Here is a 23863-nt window from a genome sequence, read left to right as displayed (position 1 = left end):
ATATTGGATAAAATTATACCTTTAACAAAATAAGCATATAAAAAATTTTTTATATGTTTTACTGGATTCCCGCTTTCGTGGGAATGACATAAAGAGCATTTACTGATCCACGCAACAATGCCACGCGGGGATGACATACTGAATGTTCGTATAAGGACCAAGGTATTTAAAGATTATTCTACTCCTTTCATTCCGCTTGTCTTAGCTTTATCAAACGAAGTATCTTTAATTGCTGCTTCGGTAAAATCGGCATTTGTTAGGTCGGAGTTATTAAAGCCCGCCTGATCAATTTTAGCTGATTTAAATATACTATCTGTTAATATTGAGTTTGAAAAATCTGTTTTAGTAAGTATTGCTGCAGAAAAATTAGCCTCTTTTAAAATAGAATTTTTTATTACCGTATTTGTTAGGTTAGTATTTTTAAAGATACTATTTGAAAAATCTACTCTATCAAATATTAAGTTGCTCAAGTCAAAATTTGTTAAATTCATATTTGCTAAGTGAGTTATTTTTTGCAAATCTTTTACCGAATTTATTACTATATTATTTGGTAGAATTTTGCTCGAATTATCACTATTTAAAATAATATTATTAGAAACATTAGTATTAATAAAACCGGAATACGCTTGGTAGTTAATATTATTTATTTGCGAATTAGAAAGGACGGAGTTAATAACCGCAGTATTTGTTAGAGTGGAATTTATTAGAGCTACTTGGTTTAAATTGCCTAAAGTAATTTTAACATCTGAAAAATTTACGTTTTGTATTAAAGATTTAGAAAAATTTATATTATTAAATTGTCCGTTAGTTATATTTGAGTTTATTATTTCACTGCTGTTTAAGTCAGTATTAATCACTATAAATTGTTTAAAATCATTATTGCTAAAAATATTATTAGTATAGCTAATATTATCTAAAGTAATATTTGAGCCTTTAGTTTTATTAATCCTTACAAAATTAGCATTACTATTTTTTATTGATAAATTATTAAATTTATTATCGTTTAGACTCATATTATTTAATATCGCATTATTGATTTTAAAATGCTTTAAAACTGAACTACTAATTGTACTATTTTGTAAATCACATTTAGTAAGGCTAATATTTTGTAGTGTTGAATCTTGAAAGGAAGCGTATGAAAAGCAAGAGTTATTACTTTGTACGTTATTAAAATTTACTTCATTAAAAATACTTTGTGTGAAGTTAGAATCCTTAATTATTACTGCTGTTAATGTAGTTTGACTTAGGTTGCTAGATTCAAAATAATTATTAGTAAAATTGGTATTATTTATTATACTTTTTTCTAAATCCGTACCGTAAAATATTGAATTTGTTATATTAGTATTTTTAAAGCTATTATTCTGTAGGGTAGCTTTTTGAAAATTAACACCGTCGATAGTATTATTGCTCCATAATACATTACTAAATTTAGAATTTTCAAAGTTGACATTTATTATAGTAGTTTTATTAAAAGCAGTATCGCTAAAATTTGATTGAACAAAATTTGTATTTTGTAATGTTATATTGTGAAAAATTGAACCTTGAAAGTCAGAATTATATCCGGAAATATTTTTTATTACCGAATCTGCAAAATTACTTTCTTGAATTATAGCATTTGTAAGTATTGCTTTTTCTAAATTGCTACCTGTAAAATCAGCACGTAATATTTCGCAGGAAGTCAAATCTATTCCTGATAAATCTTCATTGATTAGCTGTACTCCTATTAATTTTACTCCTTTTAAATTTGAACCGAACTTCTCTTTAAGGTTCACTTTAAGGTTTTTAGAATTTTGCGATATTATATAATTCCGAATTACCGTGCTTTGGCTATCCGTAAGTAATCCGTTCGCATCACGAGTAGATTCGGAGCAGCTGCTTAATAACAAATAAATCGTAATTATTGATATGACTTTAAGCATTTGCTTCCTCATATTCTTCGTCATTTATTCTATTGGTAGGAGGTATATGTAAGCTTAATAATTTTAATTTACGATGCAAAGCCGATCTTTCCATACCGACAAATGCGGATGTTTTTGAAATATTATTATTAAAACGACTCATTTGTGCCGATAGATATTGACGCTCAAAAACTTCTCTAGCTTCTCTAAGCGGCATAGATAACATATCAAAGCTATCTTCAAGTTTTGTAAGATTAGCACTATTTGCTAATATTTCAGAAGGTATCATATAAGGTTTTATAATTTCATTATTACCTGTAGTTAACGGATTCATAATTAAAGTCCATTCAACAACGTTACGTAATTGTCTAATATTGCCCGGCCATTCATAGGATTGAAGAGCAGCGATAGTTTCATCGGCAAAGCTACGTTCTTTTAAACCTGAAAATTTTGAGAGTTGCTTAACAAAATACTTAACGAGTAGCGGTATATCTTCTTTTCTTTCATATAATGAAGGTACTTTTAGAGAGGATACATTAAGGCGATAATATAGAGCTTCTAGGAATTTGCCGTTATTAACTTCATCTTGGATATTTTTAGAAGTACCGGTGATAATTTTTATATCAATTTTAATATTTTTTCCGCAAGGTTTTGTAATAGTTTGATCTTTAAGGAATTTTAATAATTTTACTTGGATAGGAATAGGAATATTACTGACCTCATCTATATATAAAGTACCGTTATTGGCAAATTCTAAGATAGTAGGGCGTTTATTATTGGCCTGCTTTTCCGATTCGCCGAATAATTCTTGATTGATTTTTTCCGTAGTCATACAGGTAGGGCTAAAAATAATGAACGGATTATTAACCCTTTTAGATTGTTTATGAATTAATCTTGCTGCAAGTGCTTTACCGCTACCGACTTGACCGTGAATCATTATACGACTGCTAGAGGTAGCTGCCTTTGCTATTGCCATTTTATATTTTAAAGTTACCGAACATTCGCCTACTAATTCAGTTTTATCTATAACCTTTGATTTTAAATCTATATTTTCGCGTTTTAACTTTGTTACTTCACAAGCTCTTGTAAGTAAAATAACTAATTTATCATTATTAAACGGTTTTTCTATATAATCGTAAGCACCCATTTTTATAGCATTTACTGCTGTTTCTATAGTACCGTGACCGCTAATAATTATTACCGGCATTAAAGGATAGCGTTTTTTGATTATCTCTAAAATCCCAAGTCCGTCAATTTCGCTTCCTTGAAGCCAAATATCAAGTATAACTGCAGAGACCGGTTTTTCGGAAAGTATTTTAAGGGCTTGAGTACTATTAGCGGCAACCTTAGGGTTAAAACCTTCATCTTTCAAATTTGCAGCAATGAGATTTCGTATACTCTCTTCATCGTCTACTATTAAAACATCTAGTTGTGACATTACAATTTACCTTAAAAATATTAATACTAGGTTCTTGCGTACGATTTCTAAAAAGATTTAATATTTTACGATATTTTTTAGCGAAAATTAATAAGATTTTGAAAGAATTAGTTATTCATATTTCAAAAAAAATCTTATAATTTGCAGCAAAAAATAGTCAAAATTAAATCTTTTTAGAAATCGTACGCAAGAACCTAAATGTATACGTTAATGCCGAATGTAAAAGAAAGCAACATTTTTTTATAACATTTTTGTCACAATAGCTATTTATAATGTAAAGGTTGGCTCAGATTACATAATATTAAAATTATTTAAGGAATTTTAATTAATTTTATTTGCAGTTTGTAGTGTTATAAATGATTATATATAATGAGAGGGGTAGGATATCCAAGTCGTCATTGCGAGCGACCGTAGGGAGCGTGGCAATCTCATGAAATAATAACAAACTCCTGAGATTGCTTCGTCAATTACTTCGTAATTTCCTCGCAATGACGATGACGATTGTGTATCCAACAGTAAAACCGATTTTAAAAATTATGCTTAACATCTTTTTAATTATTATTTCATTATTTATTTGCTTAATAACCTACCTATTTATCAGCAAAACGGATATTTTGACAAATTTGTTGATTTTAAATAGCTTCACGACTTTAGCGAGTTTATTGATTTGTTGTTTAGGTTTATACTCAGGCAATAGTTCATATTTGGATATAGCAATTATTTATTTTCTTCTAAGCTTTATAGCAACAAACGGATATTTAAAATATTTCATAAATGAATCGAATGAAAACAAAACAGATTGATAGACATCTTGCCAAATTCGCTTATAGAGAGGAATTTGTAGGAGACACGAAACGCAGCACCGCAGCGTACACAAGCTTACGTGAGGATGCGAGTATCGGATCGACGCACAAATTACCTCTAGAAGTAGAAGAGTTTGGGAAGATGTCTAATACGGTAATTTTAGGATGCGGTCTTAGCGGCATGTTAACGGCGCTTTCTTTTGCACAAAAGGGTATAAAAACTACTATATTCGAGAGTAAATCGGTAAAAAGCCCAGAGTTTTTTAAAGATATAAGAACTACTGCTTTAACGCCGCATTCTAAAAATTTCTTATTCTCTATTGATATATGGGAAGAGCTTGAGAAGTTTGTAGCAGAAATGCAAGACATATATGTAGTAGATAATAAGGCTTCAGAGATATTAGACTTACGAAATGACGCTGACGCTGTACTTGGATATGTGGTTAAGAATAGCGACTTTAAAAAAATGCTATTGTCAAAAATAACTAATAATCCGTTGATAACATTAATTGATAATAATCAATATCAAGAGGTTATAAGCCATAATGACTACTCGATTATAAAATTTGATGATAACCAAATTAAGTGTAATTTATTAATTATATGTGACGGAGCAAATTCCAAAGTGAGGTCTCATTACTTTGCTAATGAAATTGAGAAACCTTATCAAACTGCTCTTACATTTAATATTAAGCATGAAAAGCCGCATGAAAATTGTGCTATGGAGCATTTCCTGCCGCTTGGTCCTTTTGCTTTGCTGCCTTTAAAAGATCAATATGCTTCATCCGTAATATGGTCAACTTCTTCTGATCAGGCTGCTTTAATTGTTAATTTGCCTGTAGAAGAAGTTAGATTTTTAACTCAAAGAAATGCCGGTAATTCCCTAGGTAAAATTACTATTGATAGTGAGATTAGTAGCTTTCCACTAAAAGCCCGTATAGCAAATAGATATTTTCATAACCGTATAGTGCTTATTGCCGACACTGCCCACACAGTACATCCGCTAGCCGGACAAGGGCTTAATCAGGGCATAAAGGATATAGAGATTTTGAGTATGATAGTTAGTAATAATGGCACATTACAAGAATATCAAAAGCTAAGGCAAGAGGATAATTGTATTATGTATAAGCTGACTGATGAGTTAAATAATATTTTTTCAAATTATTCCAAAAATTTAAGATGTTTAAGACAAATAGGATTTAAGGTGATCAATAATTTTAAACCTGTAAAAAACTTGATTACTAGCTATGCGATGGGGAAGAGGTGAGTGTTCTTTTGTAGCATTTCTAGCTAGTTCTGATGTCATTCCCGCGAAAGTGGCATCCAGTAATCAAGAATCGATAAAAGCATTGTTTTACTGTTTAAAAGATGGATTCCCGCTTTCACGGGAATGACATAGAATGTGAAATAACATAGAACATAATTTTATAAGATATGCATGAGTAAAGAAAATTTAAGCAGTAAATCATCTATTAATACTCCTAAAGAAGGAATAAAAAATGCAGCAGAAGATAATCAGCTTAAATCTTCAATAAATACTCCTGAAAGAGTAGAGCTTTTAGAAGCAGCACAAACAAAAGCTTCTGAGCCTTCACAGGAGAACGGCAATCGTAAAATAAGCCAGCAGGCAAAAGAACGCTGCAAGAGGATACAGCACTTTACGGTGCTAGAGTTGCTCGTGCCGGAATCGCTGCAAGTGGAGTAGCAATCGAAGTGGTACAGGAGGGCAGTAAAGTTATCGCTAGTCCTACTCATATTAGTAGAAGGAGTAATTAACGTTGGAGAAAAAGTAGCAAAAGCTTATGATCCGGTTGATACACTTCAGCAAGGTGCAAAAATTAAAGAAAAAGGTCCCCCAAGTCCCGGTTTAGCCGATAAGGCATTAAATAAAATCATGACACTACCCGGTGGTGAAACTGCAGCAAATGTTCTAGAGAAAACATATAAAACATTAGGTAGTAAAGCAGTAAGACGTGCGGCTAGAATTGGTGGCGTTGCAGTATCGTTAGTCCTTAATCCCACTCCCGTTGGGGTTGGGCTTGCTGCACTTTCTTTATCAACCGTTGCTTACAATGTTGGAAAAGAAACTTTAGCAGTAAAAGAAGATAAGCGTTTAGATAGAAAGAAAAAACTTTAGAAAATATTAAAGCTAATTATGTGAAGCAAGCAGAGTTAGTAGTTACTACTCGAATAGATAAAGCAAAAGATAGCCCTGAACTTAAAAATGTCTTGGATACTTAATGAGCTAAAATTTACCAAGAAAAAGTTGAATCTGAAAAATTAAATACAACTAGAACTAAAGAGATTTTAAAAGCAATACGAGATACTACCTTAGAGACGGTATCTTTAGTAGCACAAGCAAGCTCTGTAGGCGGTATTATAGGCGGTTTGGTAGCAGGTGCTACTGGAGGAGGAGCGGAGTCCTAATGTAATAGGTGAAGGAGATGCTAATTTAGTGCGTATGGAGCGAAAAAAAGATAAAATAAATCAAATAAATAGTTTAAAACATCAATAGGAAATTATGAAGATAAGAAAGACTTGCTTGAAAAAGAAAGGCAAGCAAAAATAGATACCAAAGCATTAGAAGAATTTTTAACTATACCCCCTAAAATTGATCAATTAAGTGAAGGGCAGCTAAGAGAGCATTTTAATGTAACTAGAGCAAAGGTTGCAGCGAGACCTGAATTTGCTCCTCCTGCTGAAAAAACTAATTTTGAAAAAGTTAAATCGGCAGTAAAAGTAGGAGTCGGTTATTTTGTTAAATCGCAATTTGGTGATTTAAAAGAAATATACGGTAAAAAAGAAGAAATATTTCAATCTTTTATAACTCCAAATGTTAGCAATAAAGTAAAACCTGAGCAAAATAAAGCTCATGAGCAAGCCAACATATGCAAGAGAATTTGTCACGTGGCAAGGGGGTTCGTTATGGTGCTAGCGCACCATCATCACAATCAACACCGAATGCTTCTAAACACCATGAATCTTCAAGAGGATTTTAATTGTTAATAAAGACTTATAATTATCTTATAGATTATATCTTGCCGCAGAGATGTTTTTAAGCGGTGCGGAAATACTAGGGGGAGCGGTGAATTTTGTAGCGATTGTTGGAAGAAGCTAGAGTTTATAGCAAGACTCTATTGTAGTATATGTGGACAAAGATTTAGTATAAAAATCTTAGATAACTGCATTTGTGGAAATTGTTATAGCAACAAACCTAATTATGAGTTTGCTCGCAGCTTATTTAAGTGTAATGAGCATAGCAAAAAAATAGTTCATCAGTTTAAATATCAAGATAAGACGATATTTGCTAAGACCTTTGCTAAGCTTTTATATAATAGATATAGCAGCGAGGATATAAAAGATATTGATTTAATCATACCTGTACCTACGAATGTATAATCCTGCTCGTATTTTAGCTATGGAAATTGCAAAAGTTACCGATAAAATGTTAAAAGCTGAGATTTTAACTAAAGCAAAATGGACTAAGTCTCAGACTTTTCTCTCACGAAAACAACACAAAAATAATATAAAGGGTAGTATCAAATTTAACACAAAGTATAATATTGTAAGTAAAAAAATCTTATTAGTCGATGATGTCGTTACCACTGCTGTTACTATAAATGAATGTGCTAAAATTTTACGACAAGCCGGGGGTGGCGTCGGTAAAAGTCTTAAGTGTTGCTATGACATAACGTTATTGCAAGGGGACATGGTTGTGTGTATCGAAAAACACACTCGATGTTATCCTTTGGCTTGAACATGGGATCCAAAAAATAATAAAAATTTTTAGTATTTTTAACTGGACCTCATGGTCAAGGCACGGGGTAACACAGAAGGTAACTTATGCAAAATGAAATAAAAAAAGTTTGTGTTATCAGTGCGGGAGTAATGGGTTCAGGGATTACAGCGTTAATTGCTAATTCCTCTTATAAAGTAGTGCTGCTTGATATTATCGCTAAAGATTCCGATGATCCTAATAAAATAGTTAACACCGCTAAAGACAATTTGCATAAACAAAAACCTCCACCTCCACCTTTATCTTTTCCTGATAAAGCAAATTTCATTACCATCGGTAATTTAGAATATGATTTAGATTTAATTAAAGAATGTGATTTAGTGATTGAAGTTATTGGTGAGAAGTTAGAAATCAAACACCAATTATATAATAAAATTATTCCTTATCTTAAAGAAGATGCAATTATTGCTTCTAATATCTCTACATTACCGCTTGAAAGACTCAAAGAGAATTTACCAGATAATATTAAATCTAGGTTCGTTATTACGCATTTCTTCAATCCGCCAAGATAATATGGAACTGCTTGAGTTAATTATAGACCCTATGATAAAGGCTGAAGTAATAGAAAGAGTATCAGAGTTCTTAACGAAAACGCTTGGTAAAATTATAGTAACATGTAATGATACGCCTGGTTTTATTGCTAATAGAGTAGGGTATTTTTTACTTGAATTAGTAGCCCGTAAAGCGATAAGTCAGAATCTTGATGTTGCTACTATAGATAAAATATTTACTACATTTTTGGGGCTGCCGAGTACCGGAATTTTCGGTTTATATGATCTAATCGGGTATGACGTAATGAAGTTCATTTCAAGTTCATTACTTGCCTCTCTTCCTGCAAATGATGCTTATCATAAAACAATATGTAAAGACCCCTGTCTTGATAAGATGATAGAGAAGCAGTTAATTGGACGTAAAAGTGACGGTGGATTTTATCGTTTATCGGTATCAAATGGCAAAAAGATTAAAGAAGTTATCAATATAAACGACTTATCATATAGTCCTGTTCAAAAAGTAGATATTTTAATCTTGATGCGCTTCTTGTAAGTGATTCGGTTTACGGTAAATTTTTTACTGAAATTATCACGGAATTTTATGTTTATTTAGTAGGTCTAGTTTCGTCGGTTACGGATAATATTTATGATATCGATGCTGCTATGAAGCTTGGTTACAGCTGGAAATATGGTCCATTTGAATTATTGACTATAGCGGCTAAAAACGGTTGGAATTCGGTAATTAAAAATGCCGATTTAATGCATATCCCACTTCCGCAATATTTAGCCAATAAAGAATATCAAAAAATCGATAAACAAAAATTTAATTCTCACAAAGATCTTTTACAAGAAAGTCAGATAGTATTAGAGAATAGCTCGGCAAAATTAATACTTTATCAAGATGTTTTGATTTTTGTTATTACTATAAAAATGAATTGTTTAAATCATGAGGTGTTTTATTTACTACAAGAAGCAGCAAGTAAAGCCGAAAATGACAGTAAAAATCTTTGTATTTATCCGCAAGGAAATAATTTGTCTGCCGGTGCTGATTTAAAACTTCTTCTGTCTTATATTGAAGGAATTTTCACGATCTAGAGAATTTACTAAAGCTGGGACAGTGAACCATGCTCCACTTAAAATATTCCTCTGTACATGTTATTAGCTTGTGGTCTTGGTGTGGCACTTGGAGGTGGATATGAGCTGTTATTGCACTCAAGCTTTATTATAGGAAATCAAGAACTTAACGCAGGGCTTGTAGAACTTGGTGTTGGTTTAATACCCGGGTGGGGCGGTGTTACCGAAATGTTTGCTGGAAGTAATGGTAATAAAACTGCACTAATTAGAAATATCAGCAATATTATAGAGCAGAATAAAACAAGTTCAGCCGGATTACTTGAAAGCAGATTATGATGTAGAGAATATGCACGTAAATATGAACAAGTATTATATTTTAGAGGAAGCTTTAAAAATTAAACCTACCTAAAAAGATATTACCGATTCCGCATAAAATTACTTTGCCTAAAATAAATTTAGCAACAGCAATAGATACATCAAAATATAACGATCTACAAAATAAGGTGCTTAGCAAATTTCAAGATATTATTGATACACATAATGAAACAAATGAAGAAGAGCTACTTGCCTATGAGTAGGAAATATTGTTAGAACTTGTAAAAGATCCAAAAACTATAGAGAAGCTGAAAGTAATTGTGGGATAAACTCCTACTATGTCATTTCTGCGAAAGCAGGAATCCAGAAAAAGTAGTCTTAATATTGACAAAATAAACCTAAAAAAACAAGTTTTTTGTAGGTTTTACTGGATTCCCGCTTTCGCAGAAATGACATAAAAACCGTGCGGGTAATGCTACTCCACAATAATATTGCCTATAACACCACGATAGTAAGTTTGAGGGTCGTACATAGCTTCACTGTAAATAGCAGGAGTAGAGAATATGCCCTTATTAACTGCTTTGATTTTATACTGATACGTCATTTTTGATCAGAAATAGTACCGAAAATCATAACTCTATCATCACGATTATTTATATGTATCGGTTTCCATATAATTATTTCCTGCTTGCGTTCTAATATATTTATGTGGTTGTTATCCGGTAAAAGCTCGAAGCCTGCCGGTAATAAATCAAGTAGAACCATATTGCTCAAGGTTTTATTACTACCTGAACGCATGGTGATTTCCACCGTAATATTATCACCTAATTTTACTTTGCTAACCTCTTTATTATTTTCATCGAGATATTTTTTTGTTATTTCTATGCCTTTAAATATCTCTTTATGTTCTGTTAATTGCTTATCATAGCCTGAAGTTAAAAGCTGATAGAAAAAGCCGTTACTTGAGGATGTTAAGTCGATATTCTTATTTTCTACCGACAGCTCAGCAATCATCACTTTATTGCCTGTTAAAGTAACTTCTTTATCTGTAGAGGTTACTTTAATAGTAGCCTCATCTACATGATGTATTTTATCGGCATAGGCAAGAATTGCCATAATAGCATAGCTTGCGGATAGGCTATTATAGTTATCTTTAGCAAAAAGAGCGATATCCTGTACAATGTTTGGGTCAAAGTCTTTTAACCGTTCTGGAAAATGCATAGAAATTAAGTATAAATACTGACTATATTTTATTAGAGGATTGTAATACTGATAGTCTGTTTTGATATAGGTTTATTTAGAGTAAATCTGTCTAATAATTTCTCCGCTTCTTCATTCATTTGCAGCATTTTATAGCTAGCTGCTCAATAAACGCTAGTCAAATCATCTTGCCATGTATTTTTATGGTACTCGTCTAAATATTTTAAAATATTTGCAATATAGCTTGTAGTAATAACGCTGTTTTGTGTCAGGATATAAACCGCATATGCCTTTTCTCTTGCTTTATCTAAGGAGTTTATTGATCTGTTAGCCATATTCTCTAAATAGTAAATACCTTGATTAAATGTATCACTTGGAACGGCTAAATATCTAGTTGCTCCCTCGCTTAAGAAATGCATAGCATAAACGGAAATAAATGGATCGGAATCGTTATTAAAATTGTTCCAATATCTAAATCCACCGTCATAATTTTGACGTTCTGATAAAGTTTGGAATATTTTTGATAATGATTCATCCATTTTTTTACGATCAGTTTTAAGAATCTGAACTAGCTCTTGTGCATTATATAATAAAATATTGGCAAAATTTTGGCTTATTAATTGTTCAGTGCAACCATAGGGATAATTATCTAGGAAATCTTTAAAGCCAGAAATAATAGCTAGCGGTGATTTAGAAGCGGAAATTTGTAGTTTAGCAAATTCAGGATATACATCCCGTAAGATTTTTAAATTCGCCTTGTTGTCTGTAATAAAGCCTGTATTAACTGTTGTAACGCGCGGACTAGCAGGGCGAACGCTCGTAGTACTAGTTAATTCGGAGCTATGTACTACTGCCATAGATATTATATCCGGCTTTAGGTGATTTATAGAAGCCACAACCTTTAAATCTGCCGAACCGAGTTGATCAGTCGCTTTTAATTTAACATTAATAGTAGCTTCCTTATTTTCGTCTATCGGGATCTCTTTAGGATAATCTAATATTTTAAGTCCTTCACTTGTTTCAATATTTAGAAAAACCTGAGCATTTCCTGAATCTTTTATGTTATTAAAGATTGTTACCGGTACTGTAAATTCATCATTTGGAGCTACAAATCAAGGTAAATTTGGATTGATAATAAGATCAGATTGGACTAATAAAGCAGCTTTTTGGCAGTGCCTATAGAGTCAAGGCTTGAGGGCTACCCCTATAACTCTTAAAGTGCCGTTAAAATAGCTTGGTATATCAAATGTGACTTCTCTCTCATCAAGAGTTGCTTCTAAAATTCCTGACCAAAATGCTACGGGAGGTTGGCTTTTTCTTTTAAACGGATTAAGGTTTCTAGCGACATTTATACAACCGTCTCCGGCAGGAGCCGCCATATAAGCTTTCATTAATAAAGGACGCTACGGTAATATTAAATCCATGATTTGTGATGTTCGGACTTCCAAGGCTTTATCGTTAATAAAGTAATTAAGCGGGTCGGGAGTCTGATAACCAGCAAATGATAATATCCCTGCATCAACAGCAAATATTATTATTTTACCGGGATTTGTAGTACGGTAACGAATTGCTAGCTTTTCTCCCGATTTGATTTTTGCAGGAAGTGTTAATCCAATATCTTGTTTATGTTTATAAATGCCCGCAGTAAACGGTACTACTGCATAGCTAAACGGTGATATAAAGATTTCCGTAGCTTCTATGTCTCTTATAAATTGTACATTTACATATCCTTTACCCTCAAAGCCGTCAGGAATTTTTATTTCTTGAATGCTATTATTTGCATCAGCTTTAAACCATTCAAAATTATGTACTTTATCGGTCTCGATAGTAATTAACCCATAACCTGTATAAGGAGTTATAATATTTAAAAGAATAGTATCGCCGGCTTTATAATCATCTTTATCAAGTTTAACTTTTAAATTTGCTTTGTCTGTTAAATTAGCCGTAACATTTCCTTCACCTATTACCGAAAATTCAGCTTAGGCAAAGATTGTATCTTCTTTATCGGTTAAGTAAATAACGTAATCGCCTGCTTCTTTAGTAGGCACTTTATAAATATAACTTTCGTTTGTCGTGATATTAATTTTGTCAGAAGATATATTAGTCTCAATAGGTACTGAACTGTAAGAATAATTACCGTTACTATCTGCTACTAAGTTATTTACATAATTAATCTTTTTTAAGTTAAGAGTTAAATTAGGTGCAGCTACTTTTTCTGCTTTATTTGATATGGCTATGAATTCTATTGCCGCGCTTGTTTTTGTCTTAATATATTTTAGATCGCTATTGTTCTAAATCCTATAATATAAGGCAGAGGTGACACTATAAGCGATTTGCTTGCGTTTACGCTTCTTCCTGAATCAGGCTCAAATCCTTCTGCTGAAAATGTTAGATTAAAAGTAGCGTTATAATATTTCTCAAGGTTAAGGTCAAAGTTTGCCGTACCTTTAGAGTCGGTAGTAATATCTCCTAAACGTTCGTAAAAAAACTCTTTATTTCCTTTGCTACTATAAAATTTATATTCTTTAAATCTAGGTACGAAAAACTCGGTAGGTCTAATATCAATAAAGCCGCTGACTTTTCTATTTTCTGCAGGAGTGCCGTAAAGATTTATGAGATTAACGGTTGCTTTAAGATCTTTTGGATTCGTCCATAGCTCATCTTGTGAGTTATTGAAGTTTATGTTTATTTTCATGCAGTCAGGCTGAAAATCACCAACCCTGACAGACACGCTATTAAGATAGTTATTGCTGCCTTTATCTCCTACTAAATATAAGCTTATATTGTATAAGCCGGTTAAGGCATCATCAAGCGTTGAGAATAAATATTCGCCGAATCCTTCTGCATCTAGAACTATTTTACTTTTATCTATTACTTTTCCTCTAGGGTTAGTGACTTGTATTTCTAAAGGTAAGCCGTCAAATTTTCCTTGCCAGTCGGTTTGTTTGAGCATAATGCCTATGTGACCTTGCTCGCTTGGTCTATAGATGCCACGATCGGAAAATAAATAAGCTTTTAACCATTGATCAGAACTAACGGCTCCTGCTACATCAAACCGCGAATAATTAACTTGTCTATCAATTCTACTATACGGCATAAATGAAAAATCATCCTTAGTAGTTAATATATAAGCCACGGGAGTTTTTTCTTTTGAAAAATCATTTATATTTGATAAAACGGCATGTCCTTTACTATCGGTTTTGCTGCTTACTAACACCTCACCGTTAAGTCCTATAATATCTGCTTTTACGCCTCCAGCCGGTTTACCGTTATTGATATAAGAAACAAAGATATGATGCATCCCGGTTTGATCGGTTTTTACTATACAACCAAGATCGGTAAAAAATTAATCTTTTATCTTGAGATATAATGTTATTATTGTCTTTAGCATAAACTTTTGCTAGAAATAACCCCTTGGAATAGCTGCCTGCTTCTTCTACATTAAAATATTTACTGAAATCTAAATCGGTATAATGAGGTAAATTTAAATTTTGAGAGTTCACTATTACTTCCTCTTGAAATACCTCGGAAATATTATACGCATTAAAGGTATATTCATTTATAAAAGTTGGGTTTTGGAAAATATTATATCTATTTGTTTGGCTGATTAAATGATTAACTTCTTGCTGATTACTCTTATCGATTTCTAAATATAATTTATCTATGCCAAGTGAATATACGGGCAGCTTTCTTTCGCCAGCTAATGAAAGAATAGAACCGTCGTACATTAGCTTAACTTCTTTAGGGTTACCCGGTATTTGTACGATTTGAAAATAATCTGAGCCGAGTGTTAAATTATCCGATGTTTTAACACCTTGATTTACTTTAACAAGCAAAGCTCTTGAGGCAAACGTATCTACTTTAAAACTATGCATAGTAGTAATGCTTGGGACGGAAGATAAAAGCTCAAAATTTATTTTTTCACTCGATTTAAGAATATCATCGGTTATTTCTTTCGGATTTTGCCATTTATAGTTTTTTTTGCCTGCAACTCCTAAGAAAGCCGGCTTATCCTGCGGAAAAATAACTCTAAATGTTTTTTTATTTCCTCACCCGACACCGGTGTATTTGTGGTAATTATAATTATCTGTTCCGGTTTTAGTTTATCATCTTTAACAATTGTAGCAGTACTATTAGTGATTTTTAAATATGAGGATAGACTTGGAATTAATACATTTTCTTTATAAGAATATCTTATGTTATTTGGCGTCTTATTATTTTGATCTTTTACATTGCTTCCGTATTATTGGTATTGAATTTGATAGAAAACGGTAATTTTTCTTTAGTTGAAGATTTTATAAACTCTATTTTCCTCTAGAGTGTTAGGAGCGATAGGATAGTTAAAAGCTATTTTAGTTTGAACGCATTTTTTGGAAATATCGATATTATCCTGTAGATAATTCATTTCTTTAATAATAGGAAGTAGTGGTAAAGTCGTGAAACTTATATTATTACTTTTTAAACCGACAAAATTAGGGAATATATAATCTTCGATAGTAATCCTTATAAGTTTGATGAGCTACAAAATTGCTTTCTGGAGTAAAATTTATGTTATACCACCAGCCAAATCACCATTCTCCTTTAATATCAGATGAAATAGATATGTAATCATTTATTTTTTTTCCGTTAAGCCCTAGCTCTCTTTGTGGCTTTGTACACCATTCTTTAATTCTAGAGTCGCAAAGGTCAATATTTAACGCATTTTGTCCTGCTAACAGATTTTCGTTAGTTAATTTAAAATATAAAGGTATTTTTTCGTTAAAGCTTGCAGCAATTAGTTGTAAATTTATTACACATACGAAAATAGTAAATACAAATTTGCGGAAAATATTTTTCATATCTATAGCTTATTATTTATGATCACTTCAATTATATATAAATAAAATTAAGTAAAGTAATGAATAAGGATATTTTTTTCAATATTCAGCAAAAATTTTTTTGTTATTTGGACAAGAAGAGTGTTATGAGATTATCATAATATTCGGATTTACTATATTAGGAGGCAACTATTTGCACAAGCTATTTGTGTATTACTTTTCACTACAATTTTAAATATATTGTTAAAATATATATTTGAAATAACTTTGAATCCTGCTCTAAATATTAAAGGTTTTGCTTTCCCTAGCGGTCATATGAGCAGCGGCGTAGTATTTTACGGTTGGTTGTTTGCAAATATTATATATTCCTTATTAAGAATAATAATAGTAGTGACTTTAACCGGTATGGGATTTGCGCTGATTTATAAGGGCTATCATTATCCGGTTGATATTATTGCATCTATAACAATTGGAATAATGGTTATTGCTGTTATATATAGTGTAACCAAAGAAGAGATTATTCAAAAATACCCTTATATGTTTGGAGCGTTTTTATGGCTATTAACCGTACAGATGGTAGCTTATCTTAAAATTATTGACGTGCATTGTCTTGCTTGGGTATGGACGGTATTTTGGGGATTACTCGGTTTTACTATTTCTGGAGGACTGTTTTATCAATATTTTGATTTTCCTCAATCAAAATTAAATCGTTTTATTAATTTAGCTATCATTGTTGCTTCAGTAGCTTTGATTGCATATATTAATTATCTATTCAAACAATATTTGGGATATAAGTTTTATTTAACTTGGTTCTTAATAGGTTTTAGTTTTCCACTATCGGTGAGGTTATGCCATATTCATATAAGATCAACGCATTAGTATATGAAGTGAGTTAAGTTGCACTTCGTTTCCTTATTTATCGTATAAAGCGAAATTTCCTATTGACTTTTATATAAAACAGTATAAGTTTCTTTACAATTTAATTTTTTATAAAGACATTATGCTCGGCTATGAGAAAGAACAAAGCAGCTTAAATCGTAATCAAAAAGAAGCAATAGGTTTATTATCTGTTGGTACATTTCTTGAATATTTTGACCTTATGCTTTATGTACATATGGTAGTAGTATTCAATGAATTGTTTTTGCCAAAGGCTTATCCAAAAGTAGTTTTTATTTATTCTGTATCTGCTTTTTGTTCAACATATTTATTAAGACCTTTTGGAGCTTTTTAATATTTGGTTGGATAGGAGACGCTATAGGACGTAAAACAACAATTATTACTACCACCTTTTTCAATGTCTATATCTTGTTTAGCATAGATGATGTGAAGAAAGATGAGTCTCCCAAAAGACAACAAATTGACCTCAGTCGAAATGATTTATTGTTGCAGAAAATTAAGAATAATGATCCTGAAATTGTTCGTGTAGAACTACCTTATGAAGAAGATAGTAGTTTTTTGTCAATTGTAATTAAAACTTTAGAGAAAAATACTGTAGTAAAAGAAATTGATTTATATGGCAGCAACCTTAGTAACGATGATATAAAAAATCTAAGTAAAATTGTAAAGTTAAATCAAATATCACATTTAAACCTGAATTCTACTTCTTTAGATAGTGAAAAAATAAACATTCTTATTGATGCTTTAGCCGATAATACCTCTCTTGAATATTTATCTTTAAATTCTATTGCGCTGAAAATAGAATATTTAAGAATATTAATAGATGCTATTAAAAACCACCCTAATTTAAGTTCTTTAGCATTAGGTAGTAGTGAAGTAGGAAATAAAGGAGCAGCAATTATTAGTGAGTTGTTTCATTCAAAACTACCGTTAAAATCCTTAGATATAGGACAAATGAATATTACTGCCGAAGGGATAGACGTTATCGCAAATAATATTAGCAGTGCAAAATTAATGTCGTTAAATTTAGGGTATAATAACCTTAGAAACGAGGGAGTCATAAAATTACTGCATGCTTTAATGGTTAATCAATATATTAAAGAATTAATATTAAATGAAACAAGAATCTCCGAAAAAAGTGCAGAAGTAATTGAAAATTTTTTAACCTCACATCTATTGATACTTTAGATTTAAAACAAATAACTTAGGAGATGAAAATATATAGCATCTGCTTTAAAATTAAATCCATGGTTAAAAACTCTAAATCTTAATAACAAGAATTTAACCCATAATAATATAAAAGAACTTACTACTGCATTAACCGAAAATAAAGCGTTAGAAACTTTACTCATAAGCAATAATATTGAAATAGGAGATCTAGGTTTTGAAGCAATAGCGAACATGCTACAAAAAAACAATTCTCTAAAAAAATTAGCGCTTATGAACATTAAATTAGGAGATCTAAGAGATAATAACATAACCAATTTGGGTGCGGAAAGCTTAAAAAGCATTCCAGGTAACATGACGATTTTAGTAGACGGTAATGATATTGATAATTCAATATTTGAGAAAAGCGTTGAGGCTTTAGGAGAAAAGAATTAAAATTATAAAATAATATTTATATGGCAAATCTAACAAATGCACAGAAAGAAAGGTTAACAGTAGAGTGTGTTAAATATGTAGATAGCCAGACAGTAGAGGAATCATAAGAGATAAAAAATCGAGAGAGGCTTTATTAAAAAGTATTATATTAAACGAATCTATATCTGCCTTAAAAATCCTTACTGAACACTATAAGAAAATACACAAAAATAATAGTGAAGCCCTGGATGAAAGTTTTGAAAAATTAGCAGTTCTAGCGGTTTTAGCAAGTAAAACAGAAAAGATGATTCCAAAACAACTTGTTCCTTATATGGTATTTCATGTTGGATTTGCTGACGAGAATCCTACCCACGGGCTATTCAATGACAACAACAACTCAAATCTGCAGAATTTTGCATATGCTTTCCGTACTCGACTTAACTCAAAGATTATAAAAGAAAATGATACTCCTTTACAAAATAGACGCTTTGATGCCTTAGGTAGGTTAATTCAATATAATAGCCAATGTAGTGCCGTATGTTTTGACGGCAAACAAATTTTAGTAGCGTTCAACGAATTACATAATTCTAGTGTGAACACAAATAAAGTTGAACAAATTGAGACACATACCACAAAAGTTTTTAAATATTTACAAGATTATGCTACTTACACAGCTTTACCTACAGAAGAGCAAAAAAATTTTCTACAACAACAAAATCTATCTACTCAACGAAAAGCGCTACTTCTAGATGTTGCACAATATTATTATAAAAATAATAGTGACCATAAGGATATATTACCACGTATTTTGCAAGAGCTAGAAAAATATCCGAATAATAATCAAGAGGTTCAACAAAAAGTCTGTAATGTAACCAGTGTAAGTCCAAAAGTAGTGAAGGCAGTAGCTAGAGCTAGCAGAGATTTGATGAAATGAGAAGATGCATTAAACCCTGATACTATTGATGCAAGTAAAAAATTTGTCCATTCAATTATTGAAGCTATAAAACAACCATATAAAATTGTATTAGATGGTCCACTTAGCGATAAAGCTCATGCTGAAATGAGAATAATACAGTATATAAAAGCACAACTTCCAGATCGTGATAATCAATTAAGTGCAGAAATATAATACATAGGATTGTCTAAATTTTGTTGTATTAGTTGTGATTTAATTATAAATAAAGCAACGAAAAATGTAGATTTGCATTTTACTGATAAGAGTAAACAAAAACACTTAATACCGCTTAATATTACTACTAGCGGAGGAAATGGAGTAGGATATGAATGGGATTTAATAGATGTTATAAGAAAAAATCCTGACTGGTTAGAGGATTTGCTAGGTAAAACAGCATATGAAAAATATAACGCTTTATCAGAACAGGAGAAGAAAATAGCAATTAACGGTATAGTAAGATATATAGGCAAAGGGGAATTAAAGATTAAGGACACCCTGCTTAAAATAAACCCGGAGAAAGAACAGAGCAAAGATAAAGAACATGAACCTTTGAAAAAACAGAGACAAAAGCAATTGACTGCTGACACTTCTTCTATTGAAGCTGAAGCAAAAAATGAACCTAGGCAAAAGATAATTGCTGCTAAGTACAACGGAAAGCTTTAAACGATCAGTCAAAAAGCAATATCTCAACTGGGAGATAACTCTATATAGAAGAAAAATCTTTATTTCGCGAGAATAAATGTGTTTCTTTCTTGCTTAAATCTCACTTGGTAAAGCTAAATCCACCTCGCTCAAAATATAGTCCGTTCCAGCTTACGGCATTTAACTAAGCCTTTAAGTTCTTTATCCTTTACATAGGTAATTGTGTTTAAGAAGTCAAGATAAGAGCTAACTTTTTGGCTTTTCCTTGTTTTACAAGTCTTTTATAAAAAGGTTTAACTGCCGAATTATATCTTACAGACGTAACAGTGGCCATATATAATGCTGCCCGCATCGTTTTTCTACCACCTTTAGTTTTTGCTAACCTAACACTTAAACCTGAAAAGCTTGATTTTATGATGCGTCCACCGTTTGATTCATTCATAAAAGTGAAAGAAATTGAAGAATGGCGCACCCGAGAGGAGTCGAACCCCTAACCTTATGATCCGTAGTCATATACTCTATCCAATTGAGCTACGGGTGCCTAAGTTTTAAGTACTTATTTCTTGTTGCTAACATACGAAGAAGCATATATAAAAGCATAGTATTTGTCAAGAAACATAAAGTGTTCTTATGTTTCTCTGAATAATAAAATATAAAAAATTACAATTAATAATTGCATTATCATATTATATATTGTATATAGAGCTTCATAAATTGATATGAGAAAAAAATGAATAAAATTAATCATAATTTACTTACTTTGGATTAATATGACTGCACAAGCAGACAATATATCAGAAAGTGCTAAAAAAAATTTAGCAGTAATTAACTCTTGAAATGTTGAGGAAAAGTGGTAGAAAGGTAATGTAATAAATTGTAAGTTGGGAGCAACTTTATTAGAAGAAACAGAAAAATATAATTCTCCTAAGTTAAAGCGTTTGACTCATTGTAGTTGTTTTGCGTATGCTGCTAGTGCAGCCTTGGGGTTTCCAAATCAGTCTCTACCATCCTGAAAGCGATAAAATTTTTATACCTTACTTTATCAAATAAGAAAGCTGAGTGGCTTGAAACAGATCTAATAAAGAACGGATGGCATTTTGTTAAAGCAGGAAATCGTGATGATAGTTTTATTCAAGCACAAAAATTTGCTAATCAAGGATATTTTGTTCTATCCGTATATAACAATGCTAATCCAAAAAGAGCAGGGCATATTGCCGTTGTAGTACCAAGTAGTAAGGATATAGAGAAAATAAAAAATGAAGGACCGGACACGGCTCAAGCCGGTAATATTAATTTTTCCTGTAGCTCTTTGAAAAAGGGTTTTAGGAATAAAAAAGATGCATTTAAAAACAACGAAATAAAATTTTATTATTATAAAATATAACAGATATCAGTAAGGTAACCGGACAGTTTTTATTCTATGTCATTCCCGTGGGGCATTGCCTGTATGGATCGATTTCCTGTTGTCATACCGTGGCTTGACCACGGGATCCATAAATATGATAAAAAAAATACTAGTATGTTTAACTGGACCCAGCAGGTACAGGCTACGGGGTGACAATGGTGGAATCGATCTACGCAGGCAATGTCCTCCTGCAGCAGCGGGCATCCCCAGTGTTTTAAGTTATTTTTTTGGATACCGTGGTCAAACCACGGTATGACACAGTGGATTTTACTGATTCATGCAACAATGTCTTGCAGGAATGACGCCGATTTATGCAACAACGTCCCTGGTTTGCAGGAATGACATAATCAGCTTTTTTAGTTATTGGCTATTTTAGAGATTTATGCAACAGCATCTACCCATGAAATTTCTATGCTACCGACTAGATCCACTTTAGGAGTTTCGCTGTAGCTTGGTAAGTTATCATACACAAGATGAGCTAAGCCGGCTATTCCGTTTACTATCCCTGCTGTATTTTCATAAGCAAATTTTGCTGCTTCTATTCCTGTATAAGTCGTATTTTTTAATAACTCAAATGTGTTCTCCGGTGAATATGCAAGAGCTGTTCCAACACAAATCCCCATAGCAACTGTAGGATGAGCATAAAATCTCCATGCAGCCGTTGATATTGCTGCTTTTACAAATATTCGCATGATAATCTAATATATCAAGTATTGACAAAGTACTTACATTCTTTATAACATTGAAAATGTTTGTATTATGAGTATCAAACTAGATTCTTACGAACAAGATATTGAAGATAATTTTGAAAAGCAGCAAAAAATTGATGATAGAAGTGCAATAGTTTTGCTTCAAAAATTTGCAAAAGCACATCTTAGTAAAAAAAGATCTGTTACTATTAGGATTGCAGAACATGACATAGAAGCAATAAAAATTAAAGCTTCTAAGCATGGTTTGCCTTATCAGACCTATCTTAATATGCTAATTCATTCAGACACTACTAAACTCTAAATATATGACCAAGTATAGAGATAATCATGCAAAGAACGTTAAGTTATTGAATGAGCGTGGTGGTATAGGCTTTGAAGAAATAATACAGTCGATTGCTGACGGTAATTTATTAGATATTAAATTACATCATAATCAAGAGCAATATAAAGGTCAAAAAATGTTCAAATGATTGCGCAAGTATATGCAGTACTTTATATAAAAGGTGATAAAGATGCTATTTTCCTGAACACTTTATTTCCTAGCAGAAAAGCAAAAAAGGAATTTTTAAAAGATAAGAAATAATATATGCGTTTTATAGAAGAATTTATAAATAAAGGATATTTCCATCAATGTACCGATTTGGATCGGTTAACTGCTATAACGAAAGAAACAAAAATAGCTGCGTATATAGGCTTTGACTGTACTGCTACATCACTCCACATCGGTAGTTTAATGCAGATAATGATTCTGCGATTGCTTCAGCAGCACGGGCATAAGCCTATTGTAATTATCGGCGGCGGTACGAGTAAAATCGGTGATCCTACTTGGAAAGACGAAGTGCGCAAAATTTTAAGCAAAGAAGATATAGCTAAAAATGCCGAAGGTATTAAAAAATCTTTGTCGCAGTTTATCAAATTCGGTGACGGTAAAAGTGATGCTATTATGCTGGATAACGCAGAGTGGTTAGATTCGTTCAATTATCTAGATTTTCTACGGGATTTTGGTAGCTATTTCTCGGTAAACCGTATGCTGACTATGGATTCGGTAAAACTAAGGCTTGAGCGTGAGCAGCATTTAAGCTTCTTAGAATTTAACTATATGTTATTGCAGGCCTATGATTTTTACTATTTAAGCAAGCATTACAATTGCAGCTTGCAGCTTGGCGGTAGTGATCAGTGGGGCAATATCGTAATGGGAGCCGATTTAATTCGTAAAATAAGCGGCAAAGAAGTATTCGGTATGACGACACCGCTACTTACGACTAGCTCCGGTGCTAAGATGGGCAAGACTGCTGCGGGAGCGGTATGGCTTAATGAAGATTTGCTAAGCCCGTATGATTATTACCAATATTGGCGTAACTGCGAAGATGCCGACATAGTTAGATTTGCCAAATTATATAGCGAGTTCACTCAAGAAGAGCTTAATAGGTTTGAGAGTTTAGCGGCAGAAGATATTAATGCAGCTAAAAAACAGCTTGCTTATGAGCTAACTAAACTTTGTCACTCGGAGCAGGCAGCAAAATCAGCTCTAGAAACTGCAGTAAAGATATTTGAAGAAGGACAAATCGATGAGAATTTACCTACCGTTGTTTTAGAGCAGGAAGTATTACAAGCAGGTATTAGTGCATATGAATTATTTCATGAAGCAGGGCTTGCTACTTCTAAATCGGAAGCACGCAAGCTTATAAGAGGGAATGGTGCTAAGATAAATGATAGATTAGTCGCAGATGAAAATATGATAATTAACACTCATTTCTTACTCGATAAAAAAGTTATAAAGCTCTCTGCCGGTAAGAAAAGACATATATTGGTTAGGGTTTGAATATTTTTCTAGAGTACCA

At 32.2% G+C, this 23863-nt stretch carries 25 protein-coding genes, 1 tRNA gene and 2 pseudogenes; 21 read left to right on the top strand and 7 right to left on the bottom strand.

The features are described from left to right. Positions 1-173: 173 nt before the first annotated feature. Together RSA_RS04285 and RSA_RS04280 are read right to left on the bottom strand one after the other, a co-directional pair. Positions 174-1919, bottom strand: a complete 1746-nt coding sequence (locus tag RSA_RS04285; RefSeq protein ID WP_014364841.1) for a pentapeptide repeat-containing protein — start codon at positions 1917-1919, stop codon at positions 174-176. Then, positions 1912-3336 carry a sigma-54-dependent transcriptional regulator gene (locus RSA_RS04280; RefSeq protein WP_014364840.1) on the bottom strand — a complete coding sequence of 475 codons (1425 nt, stop codon included), beginning with the start codon at positions 3334-3336 and terminating at the stop codon, positions 1912-1914. The genes RSA_RS04285 and RSA_RS04280 overlap by 8 nt, the downstream gene beginning before the upstream one ends. 536 nt (positions 3337-3872) lie before the next feature. On the opposite strand from RSA_RS04280, the gene RSA_RS04275 reads away from it, so the two are divergent. The 12 genes from RSA_RS04275 to RSA_RS09565 all read left to right on the top strand — a co-directional run bounded on the left by RSA_RS04275 (position 3873) and on the right by RSA_RS09565 (position 10078). Next, positions 3873-4139 carry a monovalent cation/H+ antiporter complex subunit F gene (locus tag RSA_RS04275; protein ID WP_012151015.1) on the top strand — a complete coding sequence of 89 codons (267 nt, stop codon included), beginning with the start codon at positions 3873-3875 and terminating at the stop codon, positions 4137-4139. Next, complete coding sequence (gene ubiH, locus RSA_RS04270) at positions 4120-5406, top strand: 2-octaprenyl-6-methoxyphenyl hydroxylase (RefSeq protein ID WP_014364839.1); 1287 nt, start codon at positions 4120-4122, stop codon at positions 5404-5406. The genes RSA_RS04275 and ubiH overlap by 20 nt, the downstream gene beginning before the upstream one ends. A 171-nt stretch (positions 5407-5577) precedes the next feature. Further along, positions 5578-5844, top strand: a complete 267-nt coding sequence (locus RSA_RS04265; protein WP_014364838.1) for a hypothetical protein — start codon at positions 5578-5580, stop codon at positions 5842-5844. 189 nt (positions 5845-6033) lie between these two features. Continuing rightward, the gene (locus RSA_RS08985; protein ID WP_012151011.1) at positions 6034-6276 is read left to right on the top strand and encodes a hypothetical protein; all 243 of its coding nucleotides are present in this window, start codon (positions 6034-6036) and stop codon (positions 6274-6276) included. A gap of 401 nt (positions 6277-6677) precedes the next feature. After that, complete coding sequence (locus RSA_RS04255) at positions 6678-7145, top strand: hypothetical protein (RefSeq protein WP_014364836.1); 468 nt, start codon at positions 6678-6680, stop codon at positions 7143-7145. Positions 7146-7169: 24 nt separating this feature from the next. Continuing rightward, positions 7170-7538, top strand: a complete 369-nt coding sequence (locus RSA_RS09575; protein WP_329518040.1) for a ComF family protein — start codon at positions 7170-7172, stop codon at positions 7536-7538. Beyond that, a complete protein-coding gene (locus tag RSA_RS04250) occupies positions 7531-7896 on the top strand; it encodes a ComF family protein (protein WP_014364835.1) in 366 nt (121 codons plus the stop codon). The genes RSA_RS09575 and RSA_RS04250 overlap by 8 nt, the downstream gene beginning before the upstream one ends. Before the next feature lie 86 nt (positions 7897-7982). Further along, positions 7983-8447 (top strand): 3-hydroxyacyl-CoA dehydrogenase family protein, encoded by a 465-nt coding sequence (locus RSA_RS04245; RefSeq protein ID WP_014364834.1) that lies wholly within the window; start codon positions 7983-7985, stop codon positions 8445-8447. 1 nt (position 8448) lies between these two features. After that, positions 8449-8979 (top strand): 3-hydroxyacyl-CoA dehydrogenase family protein, encoded by a 531-nt coding sequence (locus RSA_RS04240; RefSeq protein ID WP_231284204.1) that lies wholly within the window; start codon positions 8449-8451, stop codon positions 8977-8979. A 110-nt stretch (positions 8980-9089) separates the two neighbouring features. Next, entirely contained in the window at positions 9090-9521 is a 432-nt protein-coding gene (locus RSA_RS04235) for an enoyl-CoA hydratase/isomerase family protein (RefSeq protein ID WP_041472348.1), read from the top strand. A 57-nt stretch (positions 9522-9578) separates the two neighbouring features. Continuing rightward, on the top strand, positions 9579-9836 hold the full coding sequence (locus RSA_RS09570; RefSeq protein WP_041472347.1) for an enoyl-CoA hydratase/isomerase family protein: 258 nt from the start codon (positions 9579-9581) through the stop codon (positions 9834-9836). A 104-nt stretch (positions 9837-9940) separates the two neighbouring features. Further along, positions 9941-10078, top strand: a complete 138-nt coding sequence (locus tag RSA_RS09565) for a hypothetical protein (protein ID WP_230453736.1) — start codon at positions 9941-9943, stop codon at positions 10076-10078. A gap of 212 nt (positions 10079-10290) precedes the next feature. Here RSA_RS09565 and RSA_RS04220 read toward each other — a convergent pair. Together RSA_RS04220 and RSA_RS10490 are read right to left on the bottom strand one after the other, a co-directional pair. Continuing rightward, a pseudogene (locus RSA_RS04220) lies at positions 10291-15565 on the bottom strand (alpha-2-macroglobulin family protein). 18 nt (positions 15566-15583) lie between these two features. Beyond that, the gene (locus RSA_RS10490; protein ID WP_395164761.1) at positions 15584-15853 is read right to left on the bottom strand and encodes a hypothetical protein; all 270 of its coding nucleotides are present in this window, start codon (positions 15851-15853) and stop codon (positions 15584-15586) included. A gap of 219 nt (positions 15854-16072) precedes the next feature. On the opposite strand from RSA_RS10490, the gene RSA_RS04215 reads away from it, so the two are divergent. The 6 genes from RSA_RS04215 (at position 16073) to RSA_RS04185 (ending at position 19928) form a co-directional block, all read left to right on the top strand. Beyond that, positions 16073-16711, top strand: coding sequence for a phosphatase PAP2 family protein (locus RSA_RS04215; RefSeq protein ID WP_014364833.1), 639 nt, complete (start codon positions 16073-16075; stop codon positions 16709-16711). A gap of 121 nt (positions 16712-16832) precedes the next feature. Then, positions 16833-17063 carry a hypothetical protein gene (locus RSA_RS04210; RefSeq protein WP_012262466.1) on the top strand — a complete coding sequence of 77 codons (231 nt, stop codon included), beginning with the start codon at positions 16833-16835 and terminating at the stop codon, positions 17061-17063. 92 nt (positions 17064-17155) lie between these two features. Then, positions 17156-17917 carry a hypothetical protein gene (locus RSA_RS04205; RefSeq protein WP_041472400.1) on the top strand — a complete coding sequence of 254 codons (762 nt, stop codon included), beginning with the start codon at positions 17156-17158 and terminating at the stop codon, positions 17915-17917. A gap of 213 nt (positions 17918-18130) precedes the next feature. Continuing rightward, entirely contained in the window at positions 18131-18331 is a 201-nt protein-coding gene (locus RSA_RS04195; protein ID WP_012151008.1) for a hypothetical protein, read from the top strand. Between the two features lie 283 nt (positions 18332-18614). Further along, the gene (locus RSA_RS04190; RefSeq protein ID WP_014364831.1) at positions 18615-19244 is read left to right on the top strand and encodes a hypothetical protein; all 630 of its coding nucleotides are present in this window, start codon (positions 18615-18617) and stop codon (positions 19242-19244) included. Positions 19245-19448: 204 nt separating this feature from the next. Next, positions 19449-19928 (top strand): hypothetical protein, encoded by a 480-nt coding sequence (locus tag RSA_RS04185; RefSeq protein WP_014364830.1) that lies wholly within the window; start codon positions 19449-19451, stop codon positions 19926-19928. 205 nt (positions 19929-20133) lie between these two features. Here the strand turns inward: RSA_RS04185 and RSA_RS10485 are convergent, their stop codons facing one another. The 3 genes from RSA_RS10485 to RSA_RS04170 form a co-directional block, all read right to left on the bottom strand. Next, on the bottom strand, positions 20134-20349 hold the full coding sequence (locus RSA_RS10485; RefSeq protein ID WP_012151004.1) for a transposase: 216 nt from the start codon (positions 20347-20349) through the stop codon (positions 20134-20136). Positions 20350-20371: 22 nt separating this feature from the next. After that, a tRNA-Arg gene (locus RSA_RS04175) sits at positions 20372-20448 on the bottom strand. Between the two features lie 1244 nt (positions 20449-21692). Then, positions 21693-22004, bottom strand: a complete 312-nt coding sequence (locus RSA_RS04170; protein ID WP_014364828.1) for a hypothetical protein — start codon at positions 22002-22004, stop codon at positions 21693-21695. A 67-nt stretch (positions 22005-22071) separates the two neighbouring features. On the opposite strand from RSA_RS04170, the gene RSA_RS04165 reads away from it, so the two are divergent. The 3 genes and pseudogenes from RSA_RS04165 to tyrS all read left to right on the top strand — a co-directional run bounded on the left by RSA_RS04165 (position 22072) and on the right by tyrS (position 23844). Next, positions 22072-22323, top strand: coding sequence for a CopG family antitoxin (locus RSA_RS04165; protein ID WP_014364827.1), 252 nt, complete (start codon positions 22072-22074; stop codon positions 22321-22323). Between the two features lie 4 nt (positions 22324-22327). Beyond that, positions 22328-22605 (top strand): annotated as a pseudogene (locus tag RSA_RS04160) (hypothetical protein). Positions 22606-22608: 3 nt separating this feature from the next. After that, a complete protein-coding gene (gene tyrS, locus RSA_RS04155) occupies positions 22609-23844 on the top strand; it encodes a tyrosine--tRNA ligase (protein ID WP_014364826.1) in 1236 nt (411 codons plus the stop codon). Positions 23845-23863: the final 19 nt, after the last annotated feature.

Source organism: Rickettsia philipii str. 364D (genome assembly GCF_000283995.1).
GTDB lineage: Bacteria > Pseudomonadota > Alphaproteobacteria > Rickettsiales > Rickettsiaceae > Rickettsia > Rickettsia rickettsii.
The sequence above is the reverse complement of the archived record's forward strand: the minus strand, read 5'-3'. Positions and strand labels throughout refer to the sequence as shown.

Excerpts from the sequence above, each read along its gene's own strand:
- RSA_RS04265 (WP_014364838.1), top strand. The coding sequence starts at position 5,578 with ATGAGTAAAGAAAATTTAAGCAGTAAATCATCTATTAATACTCCTAAA.
- RSA_RS04275 (WP_012151015.1), top strand. The coding sequence starts at position 3,873 with ATGCTTAACATCTTTTTAATTATTATTTCATTATTTATTTGCTTAATA.
- RSA_RS09570 (WP_041472347.1), top strand. The coding sequence starts at position 9,579 with ATGTTATTAGCTTGTGGTCTTGGTGTGGCACTTGGAGGTGGATATGAG.
- RSA_RS04165 (WP_014364827.1), top strand. The coding sequence starts at position 22,072 with ATGAGTATCAAACTAGATTCTTACGAACAAGATATTGAAGATAATTTT.
- tyrS (WP_014364826.1), top strand. The coding sequence starts at position 22,609 with ATGCGTTTTATAGAAGAATTTATAAATAAAGGATATTTCCATCAATGT.
- RSA_RS04285 (WP_014364841.1), bottom strand. The coding sequence starts at position 1,919 with ATGCTTAAAGTCATATCAATAATTACGATTTATTTGTTATTAAGCAGC.
- RSA_RS04170 (WP_014364828.1), bottom strand. The coding sequence starts at position 22,004 with ATGCGAATATTTGTAAAAGCAGCAATATCAACGGCTGCATGGAGATTT.
- RSA_RS04195 (WP_012151008.1), top strand. The coding sequence starts at position 18,131 with ATGCTACAAAAAAACAATTCTCTAAAAAAATTAGCGCTTATGAACATT.
- RSA_RS04245 (WP_014364834.1), top strand. The coding sequence starts at position 7,983 with ATGCAAAATGAAATAAAAAAAGTTTGTGTTATCAGTGCGGGAGTAATG.
- RSA_RS04280 (WP_014364840.1), bottom strand. The coding sequence starts at position 3,336 with ATGTCACAACTAGATGTTTTAATAGTAGACGATGAAGAGAGTATACGA.
- RSA_RS04250 (WP_014364835.1), top strand. The coding sequence starts at position 7,531 with ATGTATAATCCTGCTCGTATTTTAGCTATGGAAATTGCAAAAGTTACC.
- RSA_RS10485 (WP_012151004.1), bottom strand. The coding sequence starts at position 20,349 with ATGAATGAATCAAACGGTGGACGCATCATAAAATCAAGCTTTTCAGGT.
- RSA_RS04235 (WP_041472348.1), top strand. The coding sequence starts at position 9,090 with ATGAAGCTTGGTTACAGCTGGAAATATGGTCCATTTGAATTATTGACT.
- RSA_RS04190 (WP_014364831.1), top strand. The coding sequence starts at position 18,615 with ATGATTCCAAAACAACTTGTTCCTTATATGGTATTTCATGTTGGATTT.
- RSA_RS08985 (WP_012151011.1), top strand. The coding sequence starts at position 6,034 with ATGACACTACCCGGTGGTGAAACTGCAGCAAATGTTCTAGAGAAAACA.
- RSA_RS04210 (WP_012262466.1), top strand. The coding sequence starts at position 16,833 with ATGCTCGGCTATGAGAAAGAACAAAGCAGCTTAAATCGTAATCAAAAA.
- RSA_RS10490 (WP_395164761.1), bottom strand. The coding sequence starts at position 15,853 with ATGAAAAATATTTTCCGCAAATTTGTATTTACTATTTTCGTATGTGTA.
- ubiH (WP_014364839.1), top strand. The coding sequence starts at position 4,120 with ATGAAAACAAAACAGATTGATAGACATCTTGCCAAATTCGCTTATAGA.
- RSA_RS04240 (WP_231284204.1), top strand. The coding sequence starts at position 8,449 with ATGGAACTGCTTGAGTTAATTATAGACCCTATGATAAAGGCTGAAGTA.